General features: G+C 44.0%; 15 protein-coding genes, 1 pseudogene and 1 CRISPR repeat array. Of the genes and pseudogenes, 8 read left to right on the plus strand and 8 right to left on the minus strand.

What is annotated here, in order from left to right:
• The first annotated feature begins 133 nt into the window (after positions 1-133).
• From AXF23_RS00725 to AXF23_RS00735, 3 genes are read left to right on the plus strand one after another with little or no spacing between them, the layout of a single operon-like run.
• Entirely contained in the window at positions 134-3,673 is a 3,540-nt protein-coding gene (locus AXF23_RS00725; RefSeq protein ID WP_107623945.1) for an ATP-binding protein, read from the plus strand.
• Positions 3,674-3,699: 26 nt separating this feature from the next.
• The gene (locus AXF23_RS00730) at positions 3,700-4,425 is read left to right on the plus strand and encodes a DUF5932 domain-containing protein (protein WP_009011685.1); all 726 of its coding nucleotides are present in this window, start codon (positions 3,700-3,702) and stop codon (positions 4,423-4,425) included.
• Positions 4,415-5,059 carry an AbgT family transporter gene (locus tag AXF23_RS00735; RefSeq protein ID WP_107623946.1) on the plus strand — a complete coding sequence of 215 codons (645 nt, stop codon included), beginning with the start codon at positions 4,415-4,417 and terminating at the stop codon, positions 5,057-5,059. Before AXF23_RS00730 ends, AXF23_RS00735 begins: the two co-directional genes overlap by 11 nt.
• Before the next feature lie 771 nt (positions 5,060-5,830).
• Here AXF23_RS00735 and AXF23_RS00740 read toward each other — a convergent pair.
• The 8 genes and pseudogenes from AXF23_RS00740 to porQ all read right to left on the minus strand — a co-directional run bounded on the left by AXF23_RS00740 (position 5,831) and on the right by porQ (position 19,203).
• The gene (locus tag AXF23_RS00740; RefSeq protein WP_233251210.1) at positions 5,831-6,352 is read right to left on the minus strand and encodes a YiiX/YebB-like N1pC/P60 family cysteine hydrolase; all 522 of its coding nucleotides are present in this window, start codon (positions 6,350-6,352) and stop codon (positions 5,831-5,833) included.
• Between the two features lie 945 nt (positions 6,353-7,297).
• Positions 7,298-7,723, minus strand: coding sequence for a CHAP domain-containing protein (locus AXF23_RS00745; RefSeq protein WP_009011682.1), 426 nt, complete (start codon positions 7,721-7,723; stop codon positions 7,298-7,300).
• Between the two features lie 165 nt (positions 7,724-7,888).
• On the minus strand, positions 7,889-8,557 hold the full coding sequence (locus AXF23_RS00750; RefSeq protein ID WP_089366342.1) for a hypothetical protein: 669 nt from the start codon (positions 8,555-8,557) through the stop codon (positions 7,889-7,891).
• A 41-nt stretch (positions 8,558-8,598) separates the two neighbouring features.
• Positions 8,599-9,069: a CRISPR direct-repeat array (repeat unit 37 nt; unit sequence GTCTTAATCCTTGTTCTAATGGAAGATACTCTCGGAG).
• A 170-nt stretch (positions 9,070-9,239) separates the two neighbouring features.
• Entirely contained in the window at positions 9,240-9,725 is a 486-nt protein-coding gene (gene nrdG, locus AXF23_RS00755; protein ID WP_107623947.1) for an anaerobic ribonucleoside-triphosphate reductase activating protein, read from the minus strand.
• A 1,482-nt stretch (positions 9,726-11,207) separates the two neighbouring features.
• Positions 11,208-12,962: pseudogene (locus AXF23_RS00760) on the minus strand (RagB/SusD family nutrient uptake outer membrane protein).
• Positions 12,963-12,977: 15 nt separating this feature from the next.
• Positions 12,978-16,007, minus strand: a complete 3,030-nt coding sequence (locus AXF23_RS00765; protein ID WP_107623948.1) for a SusC/RagA family TonB-linked outer membrane protein — start codon at positions 16,005-16,007, stop codon at positions 12,978-12,980.
• Between the two features lie 1,630 nt (positions 16,008-17,637).
• Positions 17,638-18,177, minus strand: coding sequence for a TFIIB-type zinc ribbon-containing protein (locus AXF23_RS00775; RefSeq protein ID WP_199222143.1), 540 nt, complete (start codon positions 18,175-18,177; stop codon positions 17,638-17,640).
• Positions 18,178-18,258: 81 nt separating this feature from the next.
• Positions 18,259-19,203, minus strand: a complete 945-nt coding sequence (gene porQ / locus AXF23_RS00780; RefSeq protein ID WP_009011675.1) for a type IX secretion system protein PorQ — start codon at positions 19,201-19,203, stop codon at positions 18,259-18,261.
• A 141-nt stretch (positions 19,204-19,344) separates the two neighbouring features.
• Between porQ and AXF23_RS00785 the strand changes: the two genes are divergently transcribed.
• From AXF23_RS00785 to AXF23_RS00805, 5 genes are all read left to right on the plus strand, one after another.
• Entirely contained in the window at positions 19,345-20,142 is a 798-nt protein-coding gene (locus AXF23_RS00785) for an energy transducer TonB (RefSeq protein ID WP_089366348.1), read from the plus strand.
• A gap of 65 nt (positions 20,143-20,207) precedes the next feature.
• The gene (locus AXF23_RS00790; protein ID WP_107623949.1) at positions 20,208-21,182 is read left to right on the plus strand and encodes a polyprenyl synthetase family protein; all 975 of its coding nucleotides are present in this window, start codon (positions 20,208-20,210) and stop codon (positions 21,180-21,182) included.
• A 387-nt stretch (positions 21,183-21,569) separates the two neighbouring features.
• On the plus strand, positions 21,570-22,382 hold the full coding sequence (locus AXF23_RS00795) for a TatD family hydrolase (RefSeq protein WP_107623950.1): 813 nt from the start codon (positions 21,570-21,572) through the stop codon (positions 22,380-22,382).
• Between the two features lie 116 nt (positions 22,383-22,498).
• A complete protein-coding gene (gene cmk, locus AXF23_RS00800) occupies positions 22,499-23,191 on the plus strand; it encodes a (d)CMP kinase (RefSeq protein ID WP_107623951.1) in 693 nt (230 codons plus the stop codon).
• Between the two features lie 406 nt (positions 23,192-23,597).
• Entirely contained in the window at positions 23,598-24,308 is a 711-nt protein-coding gene (locus AXF23_RS00805; RefSeq protein ID WP_009011670.1) for a glycoside hydrolase family 25 protein, read from the plus strand.
• Positions 24,309-24,365 lie beyond the last annotated feature (57 nt).

Below are 24,365 nucleotides of genomic sequence, written 5' to 3' on the forward strand. Positions count from 1 at the left end.
ATAGAACGACTAAATCATGTTGTCAAATAAAGATGATAGATAATTCTGTAGTTGCTTAACCCCTATTTGAGAAAAGTTTTGTAAATTTGCCTTTAGATTATAGATTGACTGCGACAAAGACCCTATAAGATAGATGAAGAAAGCAAGAACATACGGTAAAATACAAGGATGGGTAGCCAGCCTACTCCTTCTGTTATGTGTTGCTTGTAGTACGCCCAATCAGAAAGAGGTCGACCTCTATAATGATAAGGCCTACGCTCTCCATTATCGCAACCTCGACTCTGTCACAATCTATGCTAATAAAGCCTATAACTTAGCGAAGAACTATGACGCAGGAAAGGCAGAAGCACTGAACAACCTTGCCTTTGTCGACTTGATGAAGATGCGCTTTACGGCAGCTAACGCTAAGCTCGATTCCGTATTAAAGATTACTGATAACCAGGTAGAATTGCTGGTTGCTGACATCCAGTTGATGCGTCTCTGTCAGCGTGAGTCGCTCAATAAGGAGTTCTACGACTACTATGAAAAGGCGCAGAAAAGACTTCATCGTATTGAAGAAGACGAAGCACTGCTCTCTCCTCGTCAGCGTCGTCGTATGGTCTATGCCCGCTCTGAGTTTGCTATCGTCACCTCCACCTATTATTATTATGTAGGTTTGGAACAGCCATCTATCAAAGCCATCCACCAGATAAACCCTGATGGAGAGATCCAAACAGACATAGCACAGCTGTTGGCCTACTTCTATAACATCGGCTCGGGTGGTATTATCAATACGAACACACAGAAAGCTATTGAACAAAAGGAGTTTGAGTATCTCATAAGATGCTATATGCTTGCACGACAACACAACTTCCCTTATTGGGAGGCAAACTCCTTGCAGGCTATCAGTGAGCTGATTGTGAACGATAAGAGTCGAGAGACACTGATGCACAATAACCTCCCCTCGTTCCAATACATCAATCTTGATAATATGCCTGATAGCCTCCTTGCAGGTAACTTGGCACAGCGTTCGCTGCATATCTTCCAACGTTATGGGGATGTCTATCAGACGGCAGGTTCTTATCGAACCTTGGCTTCATGCTATTGGCAGATTAAAGACTATCGTTCAGCTATCATTTGTCTGAATAAGGCATTAAACAACAATCCTGCTATAAAGCAGGCTCCAGACCTCGTTGCGTCAATCCGTGAGCAGTTGAGTGTGACTTATTCGGCGATTAACAACAAACAACAAAGTGATTACAACCGTAATATCTATCTTGACTTACAGGACGAAACACGACAAGACAGGTATCTCACCTCACGTGCGGAACAATTAGAAAACACCTCACAACAGCTTAACCTCATCATTATTGCTGTGGCTCTTTCTATCATCATCGTATTGGGGTCGCTCGTTCTCTTCCATTACCTCCGTAGAAGAAAAGATACACAAGGGTCGTTAGACGACCTCCTTCAGCCTCTTGAACAATGGCGACAACAGAACGAACAGCACATGGCGGAGTTGGCTGAACAGTATGAAGAGATATCCGAACAACTGGATATCAACAAGTTACACCTCACTGATAATAAACGTAAGAACCTTGAACAAAGGGCCAAGATATCACTCGTAAACGGTGTTATCCCACTCATCGACCGTATGTTACATGAGATAGAAAGACTCAAGAAGGGCGGTGAAAGTGAGACTGTAAAGGCTGAACGTTACACCTATATACGGGAGTTGACGGATAAGATTAATGAATTAAACGCTGTACTCACAGAGTGGATCCAACTCAGACAAGGACGACTGTCGCTACACATCGAGAGCTTCCCTGTGCAACAGGTGTTCGATATCGTGAAGAAAGGACGTATGGGCTTCCACATGAAAGGTATAGAACTACGTGTAGAGCATACCAAGGCTATTGTCAAAGCCGACCGTGTTCTGACGCTTTTCATGGTGAATACCTTAGCTGATAACGCCCGTAAGTTTACAGAGAAAGGCGGGAAAGTGACGATTACATCTACCGAAGCACCAGACTATGTAGAGATAGCTGTTAGCGATACGGGCTGTGGACTCACAGAAGAAGAACAACAACATATCTTCGACCATAAGCCTATTCATGACCAGAAAGACAGTTCATCGCATGGCTTCGGACTGATGAATTGTAAGGGTATCATCAATAAGTATAAGAAGATTAGCCAGATATTCGCTATCTGTGAGATTGGCGTTGAGAGTAAGAAAGGCAAGGGTAGCCGCTTCTTCTTCCGTCTGCCAAAGGGTATCAGTCGTGTCTTGTTGGCCTGCCTCCTTGCTACTGCCTCCTTATTGACTGCTCAGGCTCGACCAACAAGGACCTATGATAAGGCTGCAGCACTTGTAAAGAAGGATTACACCACCCTTGCGGCTATCTATGCTGACTCGGCTTACTTCTCTAATATCAATGGTTCATATAGTAAGACGCTGGCTTATGCGGATACTTGTCGATACTACCTTAATAAACGCTATCTACAGCTTCAGCCTAAAGGAAAGGAACTGATGAAGCGACTTGGGAGCCTATCTATTGTCCCAGCAGAGATTAAATGGTATCATGATAGTATCCCGATGAACTATGGAATTATCCTCGATATACGCAATGAGAGTGCTGTTGCGGCACTTGCCTTGCATGAGTGGGACCTTTATAAATATAATAACTCTGTCTATACCCACCTCTTTAAGGAGCGTTATGCCGATAACTCTTTGGGCGAATACTGCCGAATGATGATGAAGTCGGAGACCAATAAGAATGTGGCTGTTGCCCTTCTCGTGCTCTTCCTACTGTCCATTCTACCAGTGTATTACGTGATGTATTATCGTCACCGTCTCGTCTATCAGTTCTGTTTGGAACGTGTAAGACAAATAAACACTATCCTCCTTAGCGATGTTAGCGAAGAGAACAAACTAAGAGAGGTTGAGAAAGGAGTGAGCGACAGATTTCCTGAACGATTATTGGCTATCGTCAACCAGATTAAGGAGGCACTTGTCGCATCGGTGGAAGAGAACCAGAAGAGCCAGTCTGATATCGAACTGCTCGAAGATGAGGTGCGTTGTGTGGAATACGAGAACGAACGTTTGCACATTAGTAATAGTATTCTTGATAACTGTCTGTCAACGCTGAAACACGAGACAATGTACTATCCTTCACGTATTCGCCAGCTTGTCGACGAAGCTGACGGTCAACTTGAAGCGATTGACGAGTTGGCTATCTACTACAAGGAGCTCTATCAGATTCTTAGTCAGCAGGCTATGAGCCAGATTGAGGCCGTGAAACTTGTGTCGCGTCCTGTGGATATCACGACTTTGGTGAGCCCTGCAAAACTGACGACAGCCTTTGAGTCACCACTTATCAATGGTGACCCTGTCTTCCTGGCCTACTTATTTGAGATCTTATACCTTATTAATAATAACCAACCACTGACAGTCACTGCCGAAGAGCATCAGCCTGGTTACGTGACCTTACACGTCATCATGTCTACGCTGTCACTCTCTGATGATGCTTGTCGCAACCTCTTCCAACCATCTGCCGACCGTTTGATGTTCTTCATCTGCCGACAGATTGCCCGCGACAATGGCGAGGCTACGAACAAACGTGGCTGTGGTATCTCAGCTAACGAGACACAAGAGGGAGTGAGAATAGATGTGGTCTTGGCAAAAGCAAATTAAGAAACAAAATAAAACAAAAGATATCTATGGAGAAGTTTAGAGTCATTATCGTTGAAGACGTACCCTTGGAATTAAAAGGAACGGAGGGTATCTTTAGAAACGAAATACCGGAGGCGGAGATTATCGGAACAGCTGAAAGCGAAGTTGCCTACTGGAAACTTATTAAGCAGAACCTACCCGACCTCGTGCTACTCGACCTCGGATTGGGTGGTTCAACAACGGTGGGCGTAGAGATATGTCGCCAAACAAAGCAGACCTATCCGAACGTGAAAGTACTTATCTTTACAGGTGAGATACTGAATGAAAAGCTATGGGTCGACGTTCTTGATGCTGGTGCTGATGGTATCTGCTTGAAGAGTGGCGAGCTACTGACACGTGGTGATGTGGCAAGTGTCATGTCGGGTAAACGAATGGTATTCAATCAGCCTATCCTTGAAAAGATTGTGGGTCGATTCAAAATGAGCGTGAGCGGTCAGCTAATGCACCAAGAGGCGATGGTCAGCTACGAGATTGATGAGTATGACGAACGCTTCCTTCGCCACCTTGCACTCGGCTATACTAAGGAGCAGATAACCAACCTGCGTGGTATGCCTTTCGGTGTAAAGAGTTTGGAGAAACGACAGAACGAACTCGTACAGAAGCTCTTCCCTGATGGTAACAATGGGATGAGCGTCAATGCTACGCGCCTTGTAGTAAGGGCATTAGAACTGCGTATTATCGATATCGACAATCTCCACGCTGATGAGGAATAAGTTAGGATATATTGTCTTAGTACTTCTCGTTTCCCAACTGGCATTGATACTGCTTTCATGGCTTGTTACGGCAGCTTTTCCTGAGCTCCCGATGCGGTCTGTATTGAGTAGTGAAGGTATCAGATGGTTCTTTGGCTCATTTGTCAGCAACCAACTATCACCACTGCTTATCTACTTTATTATGGCGGTGATGGCAGTGGGTGCGTGTGTTCGTAGCCGCCTCTATGATGCGTTACGTGAGACATTATCCAACACGAGAAGTAGCCTAACAACATCTTCTAACCATCAGCATAAAGTCCATTATCGTGAGAAAGTTGGTCTGCGCATAGCTTTGGTCGAGTTTATCGTCTATGTTATCATTATGATTCTCCTCACTGCTATTCCCCACGCTATCCTCCTAAGTGTGACAGGACAGCTATTCCCCAGTTCCTTCTCGTCCAGTTTTATACCTTCCTTATCGCTCATCATCATCATTATGTCACTTACCTACGGTGTGGCAAGTGGTACGATTGACAGTGTTGCAAAGATGCACAAGGTCCTTGTGGGTGGTTTGGAGGTTGGCTCAAGACTCGTTCCTACCTACGTTGTCGGCATTCAACTCTATATGTCGATAAGGTATGTATTCATCTTATAAACTCCATGTAGATTGTTATTGGTTTGCAAACAGACTGCGAGGGTATGATGCTGTCTGTTTGCAAACCTTTTTGGCTCTTCAGATATTTGGAATGATAAGGATGTAGCCTATGCTTTGGTCTCTAATGAAGTCTCACACAGAGAAAAGGAGAGTACGGAGTTTTCTTAAACACAGCACGGTAGCAAGAGATTCGTTGGGGAGCTTATCTCTCACAGAACTCACAGATTAAACAGATACCTTTCTGCGAACAGGGAGAACCCACAAACGCCGATTGACGGCGACAGATTTATGTCTATTCATCAACACCTAACACCCATCACCCAACACCCATCTTTACCTGTAACGTTCTGTGCTATCGGTTGACTTAATGTCTCTGTGCCCCCTTTGTGAAATCTGTTCTTCTGTGTAACTCTGTGAGAAAAAGAATACAAGAGATTCGTTGGGAATATTATCTCTCACAGAACTCACAGATTAAACAGAAGCCTTTCAGCGAACAGGGAGAAGCCACAAACGCCGATTGACGGCGACAGATTTATGTCTATTCATCAACACCTAACACCCATCACCCAACACCCATCTTTAGCAGTAACGCTCTGTGCTATCGGTTGACTTAATGTCTCTGTGCCCCTTTGTGAGTTCTGTTCTTCTGTGTAACTCTGTGAGAAAAGAACACAAGAGTCTCATAGGAGTACCTCTCACAGATTGAACAGAAACCTTTCAGCGAACAGGGGAAACCCACAAACGCCTGCAAGCAGGTATTATGTCTTTTATCTATAACAAATCACAAGGAGCCACCACCTTCTGATTTGGATCCATACCTCGCCTTTTCATTAACTTTCCAAGTCCAAACACATGGTAAGACTTAATCGGTTTGGGCGTAGCGAGTTGAATACCAAATTGGTCTTTGTAAATATCGTATATAAGTTCTGAACAATAATATTTATTATTATTGAACTTAAAGGCTAAATCATACTTCTTACCAAGATATTTAGCATACCTAATCTTAACGGGTTTGTTAAGTACTCGTCTCCTCTTATACTTACCAAACTTTCCTCTACTAATCCATTTCTTAAGTGGAGTGAGCTTAACGACATTAGAGGCTTCAAGCACATAGACTTTTCCGCCTTTTTCTACTATCACTCCACAATGTGACCACGGCGAATTAGTCGCTAACTGAATAAAAGGAGACTGATTACTTTGTGACACTTGAAAGATTAAATCTCCCTCTTTGAAATCATTTACTATCCGTGGCGTATGCTGTGCATATACTGCTATAGCAATGAGTAGTAACATGATTATTGTATTAAACTTTTTCTTCATTCTTTTCTTTATTTGTTAATGCTGCTTTTATAGGTAATCCTAATAAAAATCGACAATACCAAGCAGGTTATACTTAAACCTATGAATATTGAGCATAGAGACAAGATACCCCTTACTCTTATGCTGTGTAAGCTGTAAGAAACAATTTTTGCTTTCAGCTTCAAGGTTTCTATACTACCTAAACAGACTATATTCACATCTACCATTTCACCCTCGAACGAGGCAATTACATTTCACTAAATATCAACACCAATCTACCTCTTAAAACACGAAAATAGTTTTATTTATCGTTGCTGTCACTTTTAACATTTCGTGTAAGTCATTACTTACTAACCAGTTAACTCCAACATTTGCATGACAGGAATGACAGCAAATTTATTTTTCACCGAAATCAAGCTTTTGGATGACCGCCCTCATAATTGCTATTTTGGGCCTTCTCCATCAGTCCCTTCATGCCTCATCTCCGCTAATGAATGTCATTCGGAATATAATGTTACCAACAACTCATTCCCAAGACTTCCCTACCCTAACCACCAAGAACTCTACTCCCAAAGAGCCATGAGTACTAATGGAAAGCAACTACCTAAATCCACATCGCCATGAACAACGAGGAAAACGATGTATCTTAATCCTTGTTTTAATGGAAAATGCTCTAAGAGTTACTACTTTTGAACACGACACAATCATCAATCAGTCTTTATCCTTGTTCTAATGGAGATTACGCTCAGCATTATGAACATTTTTCCAAGTCTTCGTCAGTATGCAGGTGTTTTAATCCATGTTCTAATAGAAGAAGCCCTCGGAGTTCCTAATTGAGTTCTTATAAATTTAATTTATTCTGGCATAGACATGTTTACCATATATATAATGAGATAAGATAGAATAGAAAATAATCCTACAAATACCCATCTTAAGATGTTAGGTATTTTTCTCATATCTAAATATCTTATATTTTGCAAATCTATATCCAGACGCAGGAAACATCGATTTTTGCTTGAAATCAGAAACCCATTGTTCACCATTCCATATTGCTATATGCCCAAAGATATGGTTTTTAATAGCAGGAAATACGATTATATCACCTTTCTTATAATCTTTTGTATCTATTACCTTAAAACCATATTTCGGTAATACTTTAGAATAATAATACGCTGGATAAATTCCTATTGGACATCCTCCTGCTTGCATAGCCCGCATAACAAACCATGCACAACAAGTATGTGATCTACTTAATGCATTATTTGTGACATATACAGCCGTCTTTTCTGGATTATAACTAAAATTTCTACTCCATATAACAAGAACGGATATCAGAATAATTACTATTGATAAAATCTTTTTCATTATTTAATTGAATCTAATTTATTCATACTATATTATTTGCTATCTTGCACCACAGAACTTGCTGTCATCTTAGTCCTTGTTCTAATGGAACATACTCGCGGAGTTCCTGATTGAGTTCTTATAAGTTTAATTTATTATGGCATAGACATATTTACCATATAATTTCTAATTTCGTTGTTTGATAGATACATTTAATAAATCATATATACAGGCATCAACATAAATATCAGAGTTTGGAGATTTAATCTCTACGAAATCATGATCTTTAGTGAAGTTCTTTAATCTATTATTAAAACTAAAGATACTACTAACTAATGAACATAAGTTAATCCCAGCAAAAGTTACATCTCCAACTACAGGATAAGCTGTTGCATCTATATGATTTACTTGAAATGCATAATTACATACAGAAGCTAATACTTTAGCATACAATACACAATGAGCATTAGTTTCCTTCTTAAATGTAACTGGACTACATTTGTCAGAAAACTTTAATGTCTCAGCAGTTAGCTCAATGCTATAATCAATTATCTCATCTTTAGACATGTTTTTTGTCTTAGACTTAATAATTTCTTTTTGAAACTTTGGAATAGTTATTGAACCATCTCTATTATGGCTTTTTACTAATCCCAAACGAAGAAAAGGAATAACCAAACTTATTAGTAAAATAGTAATTAATCCTCTTTTGAGTAATTTATTTTTAACTCCTATATTAATTAAGTAGATAATAACATATAATACTAATACTACTATTATTAATAAAGGTACTAAAAATAAAAAACTCCATCCAAAATCACCATAGTGTTGAAATGAATAATCTAATTGTTCACCCATAATATAATTGTTATTATTGTTTATATTTTCCTGCTTTAATATCTCTAATCCTTGTTATAATGGAAGATACTCTCGGAGATGTTACGTTCAAGTCAAATCGAATGTCAGATGTTGTGTCTTAATCCTTGTTATAATGGAAGGTACTCTCGGAGTTTTATTAACCAATTAAAGTAAACCATTATGACGTCTTAAACCTTGTTCTAATGGAAGATACTCTCGGAGTTAGTGAAGCTTTGAGAATCCCCACTGGAACTATTGTCTTAATCCTTGTTCTAATGGAAGATACTCTCGGAGTACGCCGTGTATTGTCTTTGTTGCCAAAAGAAGAGTCTTAATCCTTGTTCTAATGGAAGATACTCTCGGAGTTAATGTGTCCGCTATGAACTATTTAGAGCAATTCAAGTCTTAATCCTTGTTCTAATGGAAGATACTCTCGGAGTACATCGTTGGTGAGCTCGAGCGTCCAATCATCCTGTCTTAATCCTTGTTCTAATGGAAGATACTCTCGGAGGGTTAGGGGCGTGAAGGCTTTGTTTTAGGCAGGGGGAGAGTAGTAAGACTTATAAATCCGGGGTTTGTTAACAGAAATTAACTACTTTCTAAGCGGGTGCAAAGGTCGTTATTTTTGGACAAAATGTCAAGGAACGCAGGGTAAAATAACACTAATCAAGAGCGGAAAAACTTATGAGTTCGTTCCTACCTGATGTTTCCAGAAGCGGGAGGTGATATCCTCGAAGGAGCCATCTGGGCATCGGCGGTACATCCGCTGATTGGTGCGTGGGGAGTCGAGGGCACCGAGATGGCGGAGATAGGGCCCCACTTTGATATAGTCGAAACGCTGTTGGTCGATGAGTGGGGAGATTGCTGTGCGCCCAGTGTACCAACCAACTTTCAGTCCTTCGTGGTTCTGTCGCACGTGTTCAGCGAGCCTGTCGACCTCAGCTGGGTCGCCATCGCCCCCCATAAATCCCACACATGTTATCGTGTCTTTCGCTTCATGAATCAGTGCAGACAACGCCTCTGTCGTCAGGTCATGTCCCCTATCCGCCCACAGGAACTGACTATGGCAGCCAGGACAGTGACACGGACAACCAGACACGTTGATGGCAAGGGTCACCTCATCGGGGAACTCCTGAAAAACAATATCTGTATTTATATAATGAAGCATTTCTATCTGACTCTAAACGATAAAACACACTCACGTTCAAGGGGTTATATTCATCCGCATAACAGTGTGTCACATTCTATCGAACGGACGACTATCTGGCCTACAAAGATATAAAGAAAGTATTAAACACGGCAGAGTTTATGCAAAAAAAATAAAAAAGAAACAAATGTTATAGGGGGTGAGAAGAATAAAAACGAAACACTTTTTTGTAAAAGAAAATTATATTCTTACCTCCAACAGAGGCCTACTTGGGTTCAAGAGGAGGCCTTTCTGCGTGGGAGAAGACGCCCTTCTTGACCCTTGAAGGGGCCCTTCTCGACCCTTATTAGGCATCTTTTACTTTACCACCACATAACTTCTTTATAACAAAAGAGTTACAAGAACATTAAAGACTACATTTCTCTCTTATTTTCAACACATATAGCAATGAATAATGTAAAGTAATTTCATGATAACTCAACAGCAAGATGTGGCATCATTAAGCCTCATCCTATTCTCCCAAGTGATGTTCCCAACATACCTTATAGCCGTAACTGCTGTTAAAGCATAGTATTATCCTACATTCACAAATGACGTTCCCAACATTCTTTATAACCGCAGTCACCGGTCAAGCACAGCCTTTATTTTTGCGCCTAATTCTATCCTTTCGCCCTCCTCCCTTTGCCTCTATGCGTCAAAATTCATGAAGTTTTATCGTGGCAAAGTAGCTTTTCATGGAACAAACAAGTACACTCTTCGCACACATAGAGAACACATGAAAAGCAGTATAAACAACCGAGTCCATAGAAAATAATGCCATACATCGGCAAAAGCGACCAACGATTTTGCTTGGCTACAACACCTCCGAGACTCCTACCCGTAAACAGATTACAATGCCACACAGCGATAAGAAAAACCCTTCCACTACGCACATTGAGACCCTCCTTACCATGGTTGGCCCATTACTCCCTCGTTCGGCAGAGCTAATAAAAGGCTCGGTCAGCGCTCTAACCAAGCCTTTGGCATAACATTACAAAAGATATATTGAAGGCTAACGACATAGCCTCTCCAATTATTAGGCAAATGAAAACGAACACACAACATGCCATGTAAGGATTGAAGGAAACCACCCCAGCCACGCTGCCTTCTCGTCCTTATCATCGTAAGCAGCGCATGTAAGGACTAAAGAAAGCCACCCCAGCCACGTAGAATCCCCCCTCCCCTGTCAAGGAGAACAGGGCATACGAGGACTAAGAAGGTCACTCCATCCACTTAGAGATCTCTCCTTTATCAAAGAGAACACGCCATGTAAGGATTGAAGAAAGCCACCCCTGCCTCGTAGAATCCCCCTACCCTATCAAGGAGAACAGGGCATACGAGGACAGAAAAAAGTCACTCCATCCACTTAGAACCCTCTCCATTAATAACATAAACAGGGCATATAGGGGCTGAAGAAAGACACTTCAGCCACTATACACATTGTTCGTGTGCCCACAGAGCGTGTTAGTTACTTCTTGGGTTCTGCTCTAAGTTGCCCTTATAAGCATTGATAGCCGACTGCGGAATAAAGTAGATTACACGGTAGTCGGTCGCTGGGATGTCAACCATCGGCTGATGTGGACCAGGGAAGCGACGTGTTAGTGTATCGCCATTACGGAACACGTCGTAGCTACGCTCAGCTTCAAAGGCAAGTTCCAATTGGCGTTCTTTGTCCACTAAGGTCTTTGCCGTAGCGGCCGTAAACTGTGCACTCGTATAGCTACCACCCACGATAGCACGCTCACGGATAGTGTTCACGTCGGCCATCGCACTACTGATGTTACCCAACTTCACGTTAGCTTCAGCACGATTGAGGTACATCTCATCAAGACGAGAGATGACAGGCGAGTACAACTGGTTCTCCTTACCACCCTGACGAGAGCATTTCACCACATAAAACATAGGATAAACGCGGTTAAGCTTCATCTGATAATCAAGCACACCACGGTAGGTATGCCCCTGATAGTTTATCGAGTAGAGGCGTTGCGCAGGGTCGATAGGTGTCAGAACAAGCGGTGTGGTGTGTCCTGTCCCCGTCGTATCGCATGTCAGACTATTGTCCGGCTGCCGTGTATAACGCAGTTGCACGTAGTTGAAGTTCACCTGATTACCGCTCGCATCATAGACGTTCTTGATGAAACGGAACACTGGGACGTACTTATCAGTCTTATCCTTTACATACTGAGGTTCAATGAATTGCGCACGAATATCAGTATATTTCTTATTAAACCAATCGTTCTGACCCGTCTCATTGAGCAAGTCGAGATATTTAGCCGAGGCATACATCTCTCCCCAACCCATACCGCCAATATTCGAATACATACCGCCGATGGTGTAATAATAGTCCCAACCAGGAAATTCAGAGTCTACCCTCTTCACCACAAAGATGTTTTCAGGGTTGTTCTCAGGCTCCAGCGTGTTACTAACACCATAGTCTTTACGACTTAGCAGACTAAACTTACCAGAGTCAATCACCTTCGTTGCGTACTCAACACTCTTCTGTGCGTAGGCCGTGTTAGGGTTTTCATAGGTACCACTCATATAGAGGTAGACCCTACTCAACATTGCCCAAGCAGCTTCCTTAGATGCGAATATACAGTGTTCCTCGCCATGTATGTCCTCAGTCATCAGTGAAGCCGCCTTCTCCAAGTCGTTAATAGCCTGCTCGTAAGTCTCCTTCACGGTAGAACGATTAGGTAAGACAGCATTAGCAGGGTCGTCAGGAGTACCGTTAACAATCGGCATACCGAGGTTCTTCTCAGGGTTCTGAGCGTACGGTCTACCGTATGCACGACAGAGATAGAAGTAGATCATGCCTCGTAATTAGTAACATTCGCCCAGCTGAGTATCCGTAGTAGTATTCTTACCTTCGGGGATTGCCTTAATAATATTAGATGCTTGAGCAACGACCTTATAGCTGAAATCCCAGAAGTTCTGTAGTCGGTAGTTGTTAGGAGTGCGTGAGTAAGAGATAAACTCATAGAAAGCATCGGTAGAAGTACCACGTATCATGATATTATCTCCAGCGTATTCACCACATCTATACATAGGGTCCGACCATGTTTTTAGGTATCCATAGCATCCCTTCAGTAGTGCCGGAAAACTCTCGTCGATGTTCTTTATCATGGCATCCTCATCCATCATATATTCAGGATGACGCTCAACACTACACGAAACCATTGTGATAGCTGCCAAAAGCAGCAGATATATTTTCTTCATGATAGACTCTTTTGTTTAGAATGTAACATTAACGCCAAGCATAAACTTACGTACGGAAGGATAGACACCAGCGCCAGTAGAGATAGAGAGAGCTGTCGAACGCTCGCCAGAGGCATTGCGGCCACCGTCAGCAGCAGGCAGTTCTGGATCGACACCAGAGTAATCGGTAATGCAGAAGAGGTTTTCTCCGCTTACATACACCCGTAAAGCCTTAACGACATCACTCTTGAGATGGAAATTATAACCCAAGGTTAGAGAGCGAAGCTTTAAGAAGTCGGAGCTTTCTAAGTATCTTGTAGAGGCCTTGTTAGCGTTAGAAGGGTTATTGTATGCGGCTGCTGGGTGAGTAGCAATGTCTCCCTTTTGTCTCCAACGCTTCCATCCTTTCTGCAGACTGAACTGGTTACGGTCGGTATAGGCACCGTCTGAGTCGTACTCCTGTCGTGAGTAGTTATAGATAGAAGCACCCAAAGAATAGCCAAACACGGCATTAAAATCGAAATCCTTATAGGTAAGTGTGGTAGAGAAGCTACCGAACACGCTTGGTGTAGCACGTTTGTCGAGGGCTATCTGGTCGGCTTTAGCATAGCTCTTCGTGATGACCCGCTCGCCATTAGCATCTGTTGTGTACCACTGTGGAGCACCCGTCTCTGGATCAACACCAGCCCATTCGCGCAGGTAATAAGTGTCGACACTCAGTCCGGGGCGTAACAACGTGTTAGCAGAACCCGCTATACCATCGCCTACAATGATTTGGTCTCTACCGCTATACAGCTTCTTAATCTTGTTAGAGTTGGTCGACAAGTTAGCATCAACAGTCCATGTAAGGTCCTTTCCCTTGATGATGTCGGCCGAAAGTGTTGTCTCAAAGCCCGTGTTTGTCAGCTCACCAATATTCTGCCAGATACTTGTCACACCGATAACACCTGATATAGGCACAGCGAAAAGCAGGTTACTCGTGCGCTTGTGATAGAAGTCGAAGGTCATACGAAGGCGGCGGAACATATTGAGGTCGATACCTACACCTGTCGTAAAGCTCTTCTCCCACGTTAGTTTCTTGTTCGCTAACTGAGCGATGACAGCACCCGGTTTCTCGTTATAGTTGGCTCCTAAGCTGTATAACCCATATTGTGGATAAAGGCTGTTAGGTCGACTACCAACCGAGCCATAGGATGCGCGCACCTTCAGATAGTCTATGCAAGGCACCTTAAACCACTTTTCTGCCGTAGCTACCCAGCCCCCACTGACCGAGAAGAACGTACCGTAGGCCGCATCCGAACCAAAGTTACTTGCGCCGTCTGTTCTCAATGACAGTTGAAGGAGGTATTTATTAGCATAGTCAGCATTGAGGTTAGCGAAGAAAGACTGCACTGCCCACTCGTATTTATTACCTCCCACCGACTCAGGTGTCGACGTGATGTCGAGTTGTGCAAAGCCTGGAACAAGTCCTGTCCCACTCCCATTATGATAACGATACTCGCCATCATTAAACTCATAACCGAGCATTAAGAAGCCATGATAATCCCCGAAGCTGCGTGTCGCTTTGATTAACTGGTTCGTATAACGGCGTGTGTTCGTACTGGTACTCTCGCTCACACGACCCTTGTCCTCCGCTCCCGACGTACGAGGGTCTACATAGCTCTTGTCAAGGTGGGTACTCCAACGATAACTGTTCACTGATGAGAAGGTCAGCCAGTCAGTCAGATAGATATCGAAATCGAAGTTTCCATTAAATGAATAAGAGTCATACTTGCTCCAATTATACTGTAACTCATAGAGATAGTTAGTAGAGTTACTGTTCACCCAAGCCGATGATCTATTGCCGACAATCTTCCCATTTTCATCGTAAGGGCTGTCCCATGGCAGCATAGAATACATAGAATAGGTGGAGCGTTGGCGGTCGTCAATAACACCCTTACTACCATTCAAGGACGGACGAATAGCTATCCATGAGAATGGTTTGAAGTTTAGTTTCATCATGGTGTTATATCTCGTGAAGTCATATCCACGTACTGCACCATCTTCCTTATAGACTCCACCAGTGAAGACAGCACTCAACTTATCTCCACCACTATTAATAGTAAGGTCGTAGTTCTGCACGTTTCCCGTGTGAGTAGCCAGTTTCCACCAGTCGAAGTTACTATCTCTCAGTTGTTCATTCCATCGTGGGAAAGCAATCTCGGCAGCGTTGGTAAACGACTTATAGTAGTCGTATAGTTCGGCACCATCCATCATCTTGACCTTTCCATTATTCAAGGTTGAGAGGCCCATCTTGGCTGAGAAGGTGATTGACGTCTTACCAGCTCGTGCACTTTTGGTCGTCACCACGATAACACCATTAGCTCCTTGCGAACCATAGATGGCCGTAGAAGCAGCATCTTTCAGTACGGTGAGCGACTCAATATCGTTTGGATTGATGTCGCCAGGGTCCTTTCCTACGATGACACCATCGATGACCCAGAGTGGAGCCGTACTGCCGTTGATAGTTGACTTACCACGCACAATGATTGCACCAAACGACCCTGGCTTGCCAGAACCAGGCATAACGTTCATGCCAGGTATCTTTCCTGTGAGCATGTTAGTGACGTTTGCGGTCGTTACATTCGTCAGTTCCTTATTGTCAATACTCTTCAGCGAACCCGTCAGACTGTTGCGTTTCTGCGTACTATAGCCCACCACGACCGTTTCACTAAGCATTGTGGAGGTAGCGACAAGGCTAATTGTCATATTCTCAGCAGCCCTCACCGTCTTCTTCTCATAGCCTAACGAAGTGACAACCAGCTCATCACCAACTTGTGCATCGATAGAGAACTCTCCATCAATGTTCGTTATGGTCATCTTCTTAGTACCATTTACGGTAATACTGGCACTGATAAGCGGTTCACCTGACTGTGAATCAACAACTTTACCTTTGATAATAGAGGTCTGCGCTTGTATCGTCATCGCATGTGTAGCGCATGCTTTCTGCACCACGTAAGGGCTACACATAAGAGGGACCGCCAAGAGCAGCGATCGTCCAAGGTTAGTTTTTCTCATAGTTCTCATGTTTTTATAGGTTTTTACTTATATTGTTTTCACATCTCACAACACTTGTGTGCTGTTTAACTTGTCGTAGGTTAGCTATCTGCAAATTTATAGTATTTTTTTTAATTGTAGCCTATTTCAGCTTCTTTAACACGTCTTTATCCTGTTTTTCTACTCACAACTACCCACGACCCACCCATTCACACGCCTCTTGGCAAGTACTAAGTAGATGCTGTCCCCTCCCCTTGTAGAATCGAAACATGCGCTAAAAGACTCCGTGAACTCTGTGGACTCTGTGAGAGATAAAAGTCCTCAGCGAGTCTCAAGTGTTCGTTTTTTCTCACAGAATTACACAGAAGAACAGAACACACAAGCTTTCACAGAGACATTAAGTCAACCGATATCACAGAACCTTACAGCCAATTTTAGCTGAAACGCTCTGTGTTCTCTGTATGCCGAAGGCCTTCTGTGTGCTCGAAACTGTGCGCCAAAAAGCTCTGTGAACTCTGTGTGCTCTGTGAGAGAAAATACTCCCCAGCGAGTTGCTTGTGTGTCATCTCATAGAGTGGGTGCGTTCTCTTTCTCACAGATTTACACAGAAGAACAGAACACACGGGCTCATAGAAGATAGTGGCCCCTCCCCCTTCCCCTCCCCCGAAGGGAAGGGGAGTGATCACCGAGATACCCCTATGGACTGGATGTAGGCTGCTTTTTGCCTCCTTATTGGTATCTTCTTTAGCAGTAACGTTCTGTGTATTCTGTATGCCAGAGGCCTTCTGTGGAATCGAAACAGTGCGCAAATGGGTTCTGTTAAATCTGTGAGCTCTGTGAGAGAAAGAAATGTCCTTCTTGAGAGAAAAAACTCCCCAGCGAATTACTTGTGTATCATCTCACAGAGTGGGTGCGTTCTCTTTCTCACAGATTTACACAGAAGAACAGAACACACGGGCTCATAGAAGATAGTGGCCCCTCCCCCTTCCCCTCCCCCGAAGGGAAGGGGAGTGATCACCGAGATACCCCTATAAGGAGGATGTGCGTCTCGTTCTATTATCTTACTGGCTGTCTTGTAGGGGTAACCTCACATACTACGCCCCTCCCTGCGGGGGAGGGGTTGGGGGAGGGGCCACTATCTTGTGGGCTCAAACTGTGCGCCAAAAACCTCCGTGAACTCTGTGCGCTCTGTGAGAGAAAAATATATCCTCTGTGAGAGGAAAAGCCCCCAACGACCTTAACAAACACCCATCACACGAGTAATTTACTCATCCATACACCCTTTAGAGTTGTCAATAAGAACATAAAAAATCATTACATCTCATCAAGTTAAGGACGCTCAATATAGGAGAACAACACAGCTTTTCATCGGCACTATAACCTACAAGAAATCAAACGATTACAAACACCATTCGAGAACATGCCCTTCTTGCATGAAGAACATGCCCTTCTTGGGCCAAGAAGAGCATGTTCTTGAACGTTGAAGGGCCTCTTCTTCTATCTTGAAGAGCACATACTCCATCCAAGAGGAGCGAAAAATATTGACATAAAGACACGAAGATGGGTGCATGACGTACGTCAAGACGGAGGGAAGACATACGTCGTGCTGACAGAAAACGGGTGTAGTCTGTGTAGATAGTAAGTAATAAGATGTGTGCTTTTAGATAGCGTTACGTATCTCAATATAGTTCTTAAACAGCCAAGAATTGCCCTCGGCGATAACCTTAACAACCTCAGCACAAACGAAGAGGCCGATAAGGACCGAAAGAACAAACGCTATACTGAACCCGAAGAATATCCAGAGATCACCGTCAGCGTACTTCTCTTGAAAACGACGCAGGCGCGAAGACGACTTATTAACAAACTCGGTTGTGGTCTCGGTTGCGTTCTTCAAAGTCTCACCAGCTCGTTGAGACGCTTCAACAAGCTTCTGTCTCATCTCCGCAAGCTTCTCTTTTGAAGGCGTGTGGAGGAGGTGCGTCGGTACAGTCGGTAAGTTTTTAGCCTTCTTAACAACGATAGGTGAGGCCTCAGCCAATGGAATAACGGAGCGAGCATGCGTACGGATAGGTTGCGGTTCATCAAACCTACAAGTCAAGACGTTACCACAATAGGGGCAACGATACTTCATTGTCCCATACTTCTCGGTCTCGGCCACAAAGTCGCGACCGCAGTTATTACATTTGACAGTATATCTCATGATGGGGACAAAAGTATAAAAAAATGTTGAAACAACCGCAAAAAACGATATTATTTATGTGTTGTAAGGCGTTAATTCAGCTTAGAACGAGTAGCCAAGGTTGACCATTATGGAGTTGCTGGCAGCATGATACTTGCCGTAAGCGAGGTTCAGTTTGAACTGTTCGAGGTTGATTCCCGCTCCTACACTGAACCCTGCGCCATGTGCACTGGCGTTCTCTGCCGTTCCGATGGTCATCTCGTCGGCCTTGCGAAAGTTATATCCGCCCCCAATCCATATACTTTCCGATAGCAGAATGTCTGCTCCAAGATTTAAGTGATTGATGAACCGATAGTCATAATGGGTCATATCGACAAGCGTGGCAGACACTCTTACGGGCAAGGCAACGAAGGTCTTGCTCACACCTAACTGTACGTCAATAGGCATCTTACCATAGTCTTCCTCGTAGGCCTTTATCTGTCCACCGAGATTCTTAGCCACTAACGACACCGACCATTGGTGATCTGGCTCATACCAGTTAAGGCCGAGGTCGACACCTACAGCCATGGAGTTGTATTGTCCGATGTAGGATGTGATAAACTTTGCCGTGATACCTCCCACAAGGTTGCGTGCTAACTCGTAGGAAAAGATACCTTCAACGGCAATGTCGCTGGCATTGAACGTACCTGTCTGTACGTTGTTAGCATCGACCTCCTTCATCTTCCCGTAGTTCATATAGAGTACACCGCCAGCGAGGGTAGCCTTCTCACCTAAGGCTTTAGTGTACGATGCACTCATGAAATGGGCTCCTCGCATATAGTTCATATAGTTGAGTCCAACGGTCTTGTCGCTCACTGACGAAGCTAAGGCAGGGTTAGAAAACATCAACGAGGGGTCGTCCTCGATAATTGAAATATTCTCTCCGCCTAAAGCAGCAGCATGGGCACTGACCGGAAGACGCAAGAAGTTGTATTCAGTTTGACTCTCCTGCGCTCGCATAACAGCCGCAAAAAGTGTTAATAGGAGGGTGAAAACGATTTTTTTCATCTGTTCTAAACTAATTTCTCGGCAAAGTTACAGCTTTTTCCGAATATCTTATTACTTTTGTCGTTGCAACCTTTTATATGGCAATAATTAGCCATCTATGGTTTGTATAACGGCAGAAACGAGCGTTTAGTATATCTTATATTGGAAATAAAGAAGTCAAATAGAGCTGATTTAGAGAGTAAACGGTGGGTTGGTTTCCTATTGGGAATCATCGTTGCACTGTCTATTTTCTTTGTTGCCATGGAGTATAATTCATCGGGAACAGAGGACGACTCGGCCAATACCAAGGCCATTAAGAATGTCACACTACACGATATGGACATGCTGCCGGCCATCGACCAGCAAGATTTAGCTAAGACACAAGAGGACAAGAAACCCACGATGGAGGACTTACTCAACCTGAAACGGCGTGATGTACCTAATAAGGTAACACCGCATGATGCGGGGAGTATGAACTCAAACGACAAGAAGACGGGGGCTCCACAAGTAAGTGAAGAACCCATCGTCATGCCTATGGTGACTACAACTCCCGAACCTCCGAAGGTGAAAGAAGAAGCTAAAAAGGAGATGGAGAAGATGTCTGACGATACATCCGACAAGGTTGTAGAACGTTATGACGATAAGGTTAGCAAGCGAATCCTATCCCAGACGCCTACACCCCCAGGTGGTTGGGTGGAGTTTATGAAGTGGCTTACGAAGACATTACAGTACCCTGCCGATGCTAAGGACAATAATCTGCAAGGGACAGTGAATATTACTTTTATCATCAATGCCGATGGTACGGTGCATGATGTGACTGTTAAGAATGGTAAGATACCTGTCCTTAATGCTGAGGCACTGCGTGTCTTGAAGACAATGGGCAAATGGAAGCCTGGCATCGAACGTAATAAACCATGCCGCTCGTTGGTAGAGATACCTTTTGTCTTCCAACTCTCTTAACGCACACGATGGCTGTCTGCCGTCACAACGATTATTCATAACATAACTTTTAACACCTACTCTATATGTACACTGCTGACGAAATCCTATGTAAAGTTAACGAGTATATAAACAATCTGACCTACGATCGCAAGCCACAGAGCTTGTATGACCCTATTAAATACGTACTCTCACTGGGTGGGAAACGCATCCGTCCTACGCTGATGCTCCTTGCCTATAATCTCTTCAAAGATGATCCGGAGACGATACTATCACCGGCTTGTGCCTTGGAGACCTACCATAACTATACTCTCTTGCATGATGACTTGATGGATGATGCACCTCTTCGACGCGGACAGCAGACAGTCCACGTGCGTTGGGATGCTAACACGGCTATCTTGTCGGGTGACTCTATGCTCGTATTGGCCTTCGAACGTATGGAACAGTGTGACAGTAGGCACCTGCGTGAGGTGTTGCATCTCTTCACGACGACGGCACTCGAGATAGGAGAGGGTCAACAGTATGACATGGAGTTTGAGAACCGCAATGACGTAAAGGAGGCCGAATACATCGAGATGATACGCCTGAAGACAAGTGTACTATTGGCTTGTGCGATGAAGATTGGCGCTATCCTTGCTGATGCACCAGCCAATGACGTAGACAACCTCTATAAGTTTGGCGAACAGATAGGACTGGCCTTTCAGCTACAAGACGACTACCTCGATGTCTATGGAGACCCAAAAGTGTTCGGAAAGAAGATAGGTGGCGATATTATCAGTAATAAAAAGACTTACATGCTGATAAATGCTTTCAACAAGGCGAACGTCCGCCAACGTAAAGAGTTGGAGAGATGGATTGGCTGTGAGAACTTTAATCATAACGAGAAGGTGGCTGCCGTCACTGCACTCTATAATAGTATTGGGGTAGACAAGATGGCTATCGAACGTATTAACTACTATTTTGATGAGGCTAATAAATACCTCGATGCGGTGAAGGTGAGTGCTGACAGGAAAACTGAACTGGTGGCATACGCACAGAGAATGCTGCATAGGAAGAGATAACGGGGGACCTCCCCCAGCCCCTCCGAAGGAGGGGAGCCCTAACAGGACAGGCTGGATAAAAGCGAAATAAACGTGGAGTAACTGTTCTCAACATCTATCATTCCTCAGCTTATATACGCTCCTTCAATATCCTATAAACATTTCGTTAACACCCAACACTCATCACCCATCACCCCAACAGACATCACCCAACACCCTTATAAACACCCCATTAACACCCAACACTCATCATCCAACACCCCTATAAACACTCCATCAACACCCAACACTCATCATCCAACACCCCAACAAACATCACCCAACACCCTTATAAACACTCCATCAACACCCAACACTCATCACCTAACACCCAACACTCACCACCTAACACCCAACACCCAACACCCAATGATCATCGACACTCACGCTCATTTAGATGTAGAAGAATTTGCAGAAGACCTCCCAGAGGTAATCAGTCGCGCTCGTGAAGCGGGCGTAGAAAAGATATTCATACCAGCTATCGACCTCAAGTCAATGGACACAGTGATGGCTGTATGCCGTCAGTTCCCTGACACCTGTTACCCAATGATAGGATTACAACCCGAAGAGGTGCGCAAAGACTGGCGTGAGGTATTAGACACAATGCACCAACGTATCATGCTTTCCCTCAAACAGAAGGAGGAAGGAACGGCCTTACCTGGTGAGACAATCATCGCTATTGGTGAGGTAGGACTTGACTTCTATTGGTCGAGAGAATACGAACAAGAACAGTTAGCAGCCTTTGAGGAGGCCGTGAAATGGAGTGTGGAGACACGCTTACCACTGATGATTCACTGTCGGAAGGCCCAGAACGAGATGATACATATCATGCGACACTATGAGAAGGAACTGCCGGGTGGTGTCTTCCATTGCTTCACTGGCAATCAACGAGAGGCTGAGGCATTCCTACGCTTCGACCGTTTTGTATTAGGCGTGGGCGGTGTCTCTACGTTTAAGAGTAGTCATCTTCGTGAGGACCTGCCTGCTGCAGTACCCCTCGATTGCATCGTTCTCGAAACAGATAGCCCTTACATGGCACCTGTCCCCTACCGTGGTAAACGCAACGAGAGTGCTTTCATCGTTGAGGTGATGCGTACCCTTGCTGCAAGCTATGGCCTTGACGAGGCCGAGTTCGCCCAGAGAACCAATGAGAATGTGCGTAGAGTGTTTGGTATTGGGTGATGGGTGTTGAATGTTGGGTGATGGGTGTTGGGTGCTGGGTGATGATGCTTTGATAGGTTGCGAGGGAGGTAGATGCAGCGAGATAAGGTAATGATAAATACGAGAAAAGTAAGTATATGAAGAAAATAACTATCGCCATCGACGGCTTTTCATCATGTGGAAAGAGTACAATGGCAAAGGACTTGGCCAAAGAGATTGGCTATATCTATGTGGACACAGGGGCTATGTATCGCTCTGTAACCCTTTATGCACTCCGTCATAACCTCTTTAACGCTGACGGAACTATCCGTGAACGGGAACTGAAGGAGCAGATGAAGGATATAAACATTAGTTTCCAACTTAATAAAACGACTGGTCGTCCAGACACTTACCTCAATGGTGAGAACGTTGAAAACGACATCCGAACGATGGAGGTATCGTCTCATGTGAGCCCTATCGCCACCCTTGCCTTTGTTCGTGAGGCTCTTGTAGCACAACAACAACGCATGGGTGCAGAGAAGGGTATCGTCATGGATGGGCGAGACATTGGTACGGTAGTGTTCCCAAAGGCTGAATTAAAGATATTTGTCACCGCCTCTGCAGAGGTGAGGGCACAGCGTCGTTACGACGAACTAAAGGCGAAGGGGATGGATGCCGACTATGCCGATATACTCAAGAACGTGGAGGAACGCGACTATATCGACTCTCATCGTGCCACGTCACCACTCCGTAAAGCTGATGATGCCATCGAACTCGATAATAGTAATCTCACAATTGCTGAACAAAAGAAATGGCTTTACGAACAGTATCTTAAGGCTGCCAAGGAATAGAATTCGCTTTACCCTTAGGTCGTTATTAGGGCTAATAGGACTAATAATCTATTAGCCTTATAGGCCCTATAAGGCCAATTAACTATTAGCCCTATAGGCCCTATAAGGCCTATAAGGCCAATAAATGAGCCTAATAGGCCCAATAACAAAGCTCTTTCTGTAAGGTTGAGGAGCATTGTCTTGTCGAATTATTTACGTGAAAAGAAATATTTCCAGTCGTGAAGAAAAATATTTCCAGTCGTGAAAATAAATAATTATTATCGTGTAAATAATTCGCTACGGACAGTTAACACGATAAGTAACGACCGACAATTACATACGAATCATGGATTAAGAAATACTAAAAGAGAGATATTTATACATCCTTCACTCCGCTATCTCAACTTAAAATGTTACCTTTGCAGCTATGAAGTTAATAAGAGTAATATTCCTCATAGCCTGCATCTTCTCTTTTGCAGGTACTAAGGCGCAATATACTATACAATGCGAAGACACCTGCAGGCACATCCACGGACTCGATATGAGCCATTATCAAGGTGACGTATGGTGGGAGACAGTGGCCGAGAACAGTAATCACAAACTCAATTACGTGTACTTAAAAGCTACTGAAGGAGGCTCACGTATCGACCAACGCTATCTTGACAATATCGAAGCGGCACAACGCTACGGTATGAACGTAGGCTCATATCATTTCTATCGTCCGACTGTCCCACAAGAAGAACAGCTTAGGAACTTTCGCATGCAATGCCGCCCACAGGACCAAGACCTCATTCCGATGGTAGATATTGAGACTACTGGTGGACTGGGCCGAGAGGCTTTGTGCGATAGTCTTCAGCGTTTCCTCGTACTCATGACAAAGGAGTATGGGGTCAAGCCGTTGGTCTACACTTACACAAACTTCTATGATCGCTACCTCAGTGGGGCCCTTGATGGCTATAAGCTCTTTATCGCACAGTATAACGGACGAGAGCCGGTACTGCAAGACGGAAGGGACATCTTCGCTTGGCAATACACTGGTAAAGGGCGCATCAATGGTGTAAACGGATATGTCGACAAGTCGCGCTTGATGGGAAGACACAGTATGCGCGAACTAAGATTCCCACGACGACGAAGATAGCCGACAAAGAGAAAAGAAAAAGATAATTATCCAAACTACTATAATCTTACGTTAGAT

It is taken from the genome of Prevotella sp. oral taxon 313 (assembly GCF_003043935.1).
GTDB lineage: Bacteria > Bacteroidota > Bacteroidia > Bacteroidales > Bacteroidaceae > Prevotella > Prevotella jejuni.

Coding starts and splice junctions, on each gene's coding strand:
- AXF23_RS00725 (WP_107623945.1), top strand. CDS start 134: ATGAAGAAAGCAAGAACATACGGTAAAATACAAGGATGGGTAGCCAGC.
- AXF23_RS00730 (WP_009011685.1), top strand. CDS start 3,700: ATGGAGAAGTTTAGAGTCATTATCGTTGAAGACGTACCCTTGGAATTA.
- AXF23_RS00735 (WP_107623946.1), top strand. CDS start 4,415: ATGAGGAATAAGTTAGGATATATTGTCTTAGTACTTCTCGTTTCCCAA.
- AXF23_RS00740 (WP_233251210.1), bottom strand. CDS start 6,352: ATGTTACTACTCATTGCTATAGCAGTATATGCACAGCATACGCCACGG.
- AXF23_RS00745 (WP_009011682.1), bottom strand. CDS start 7,723: ATGAAAAAGATTTTATCAATAGTAATTATTCTGATATCCGTTCTTGTT.
- AXF23_RS00750 (WP_089366342.1), bottom strand. CDS start 8,557: ATGGGTGAACAATTAGATTATTCATTTCAACACTATGGTGATTTTGGA.
- nrdG (WP_107623947.1), bottom strand. CDS start 9,725: ATGCTTCATTATATAAATACAGATATTGTTTTTCAGGAGTTCCCCGAT.
- AXF23_RS00765 (WP_107623948.1), bottom strand. CDS start 16,007: ATGAGAACTATGAGAAAAACTAACCTTGGACGATCGCTGCTCTTGGCG.
- AXF23_RS00775 (WP_199222143.1), bottom strand. CDS start 18,177: ATGAGATATACTGTCAAATGTAATAACTGCGGTCGCGACTTTGTGGCC.
- porQ (WP_009011675.1), bottom strand. CDS start 19,203: ATGAAAAAAATCGTTTTCACCCTCCTATTAACACTTTTTGCGGCTGTT.
- AXF23_RS00790 (WP_107623949.1), top strand. CDS start 20,208: ATGTACACTGCTGACGAAATCCTATGTAAAGTTAACGAGTATATAAAC.
- AXF23_RS00795 (WP_107623950.1), top strand. CDS start 21,570: ATGATCATCGACACTCACGCTCATTTAGATGTAGAAGAATTTGCAGAA.
- cmk (WP_107623951.1), top strand. CDS start 22,499: ATGAAGAAAATAACTATCGCCATCGACGGCTTTTCATCATGTGGAAAG.
- AXF23_RS00805 (WP_009011670.1), top strand. CDS start 23,598: ATGAAGTTAATAAGAGTAATATTCCTCATAGCCTGCATCTTCTCTTTT.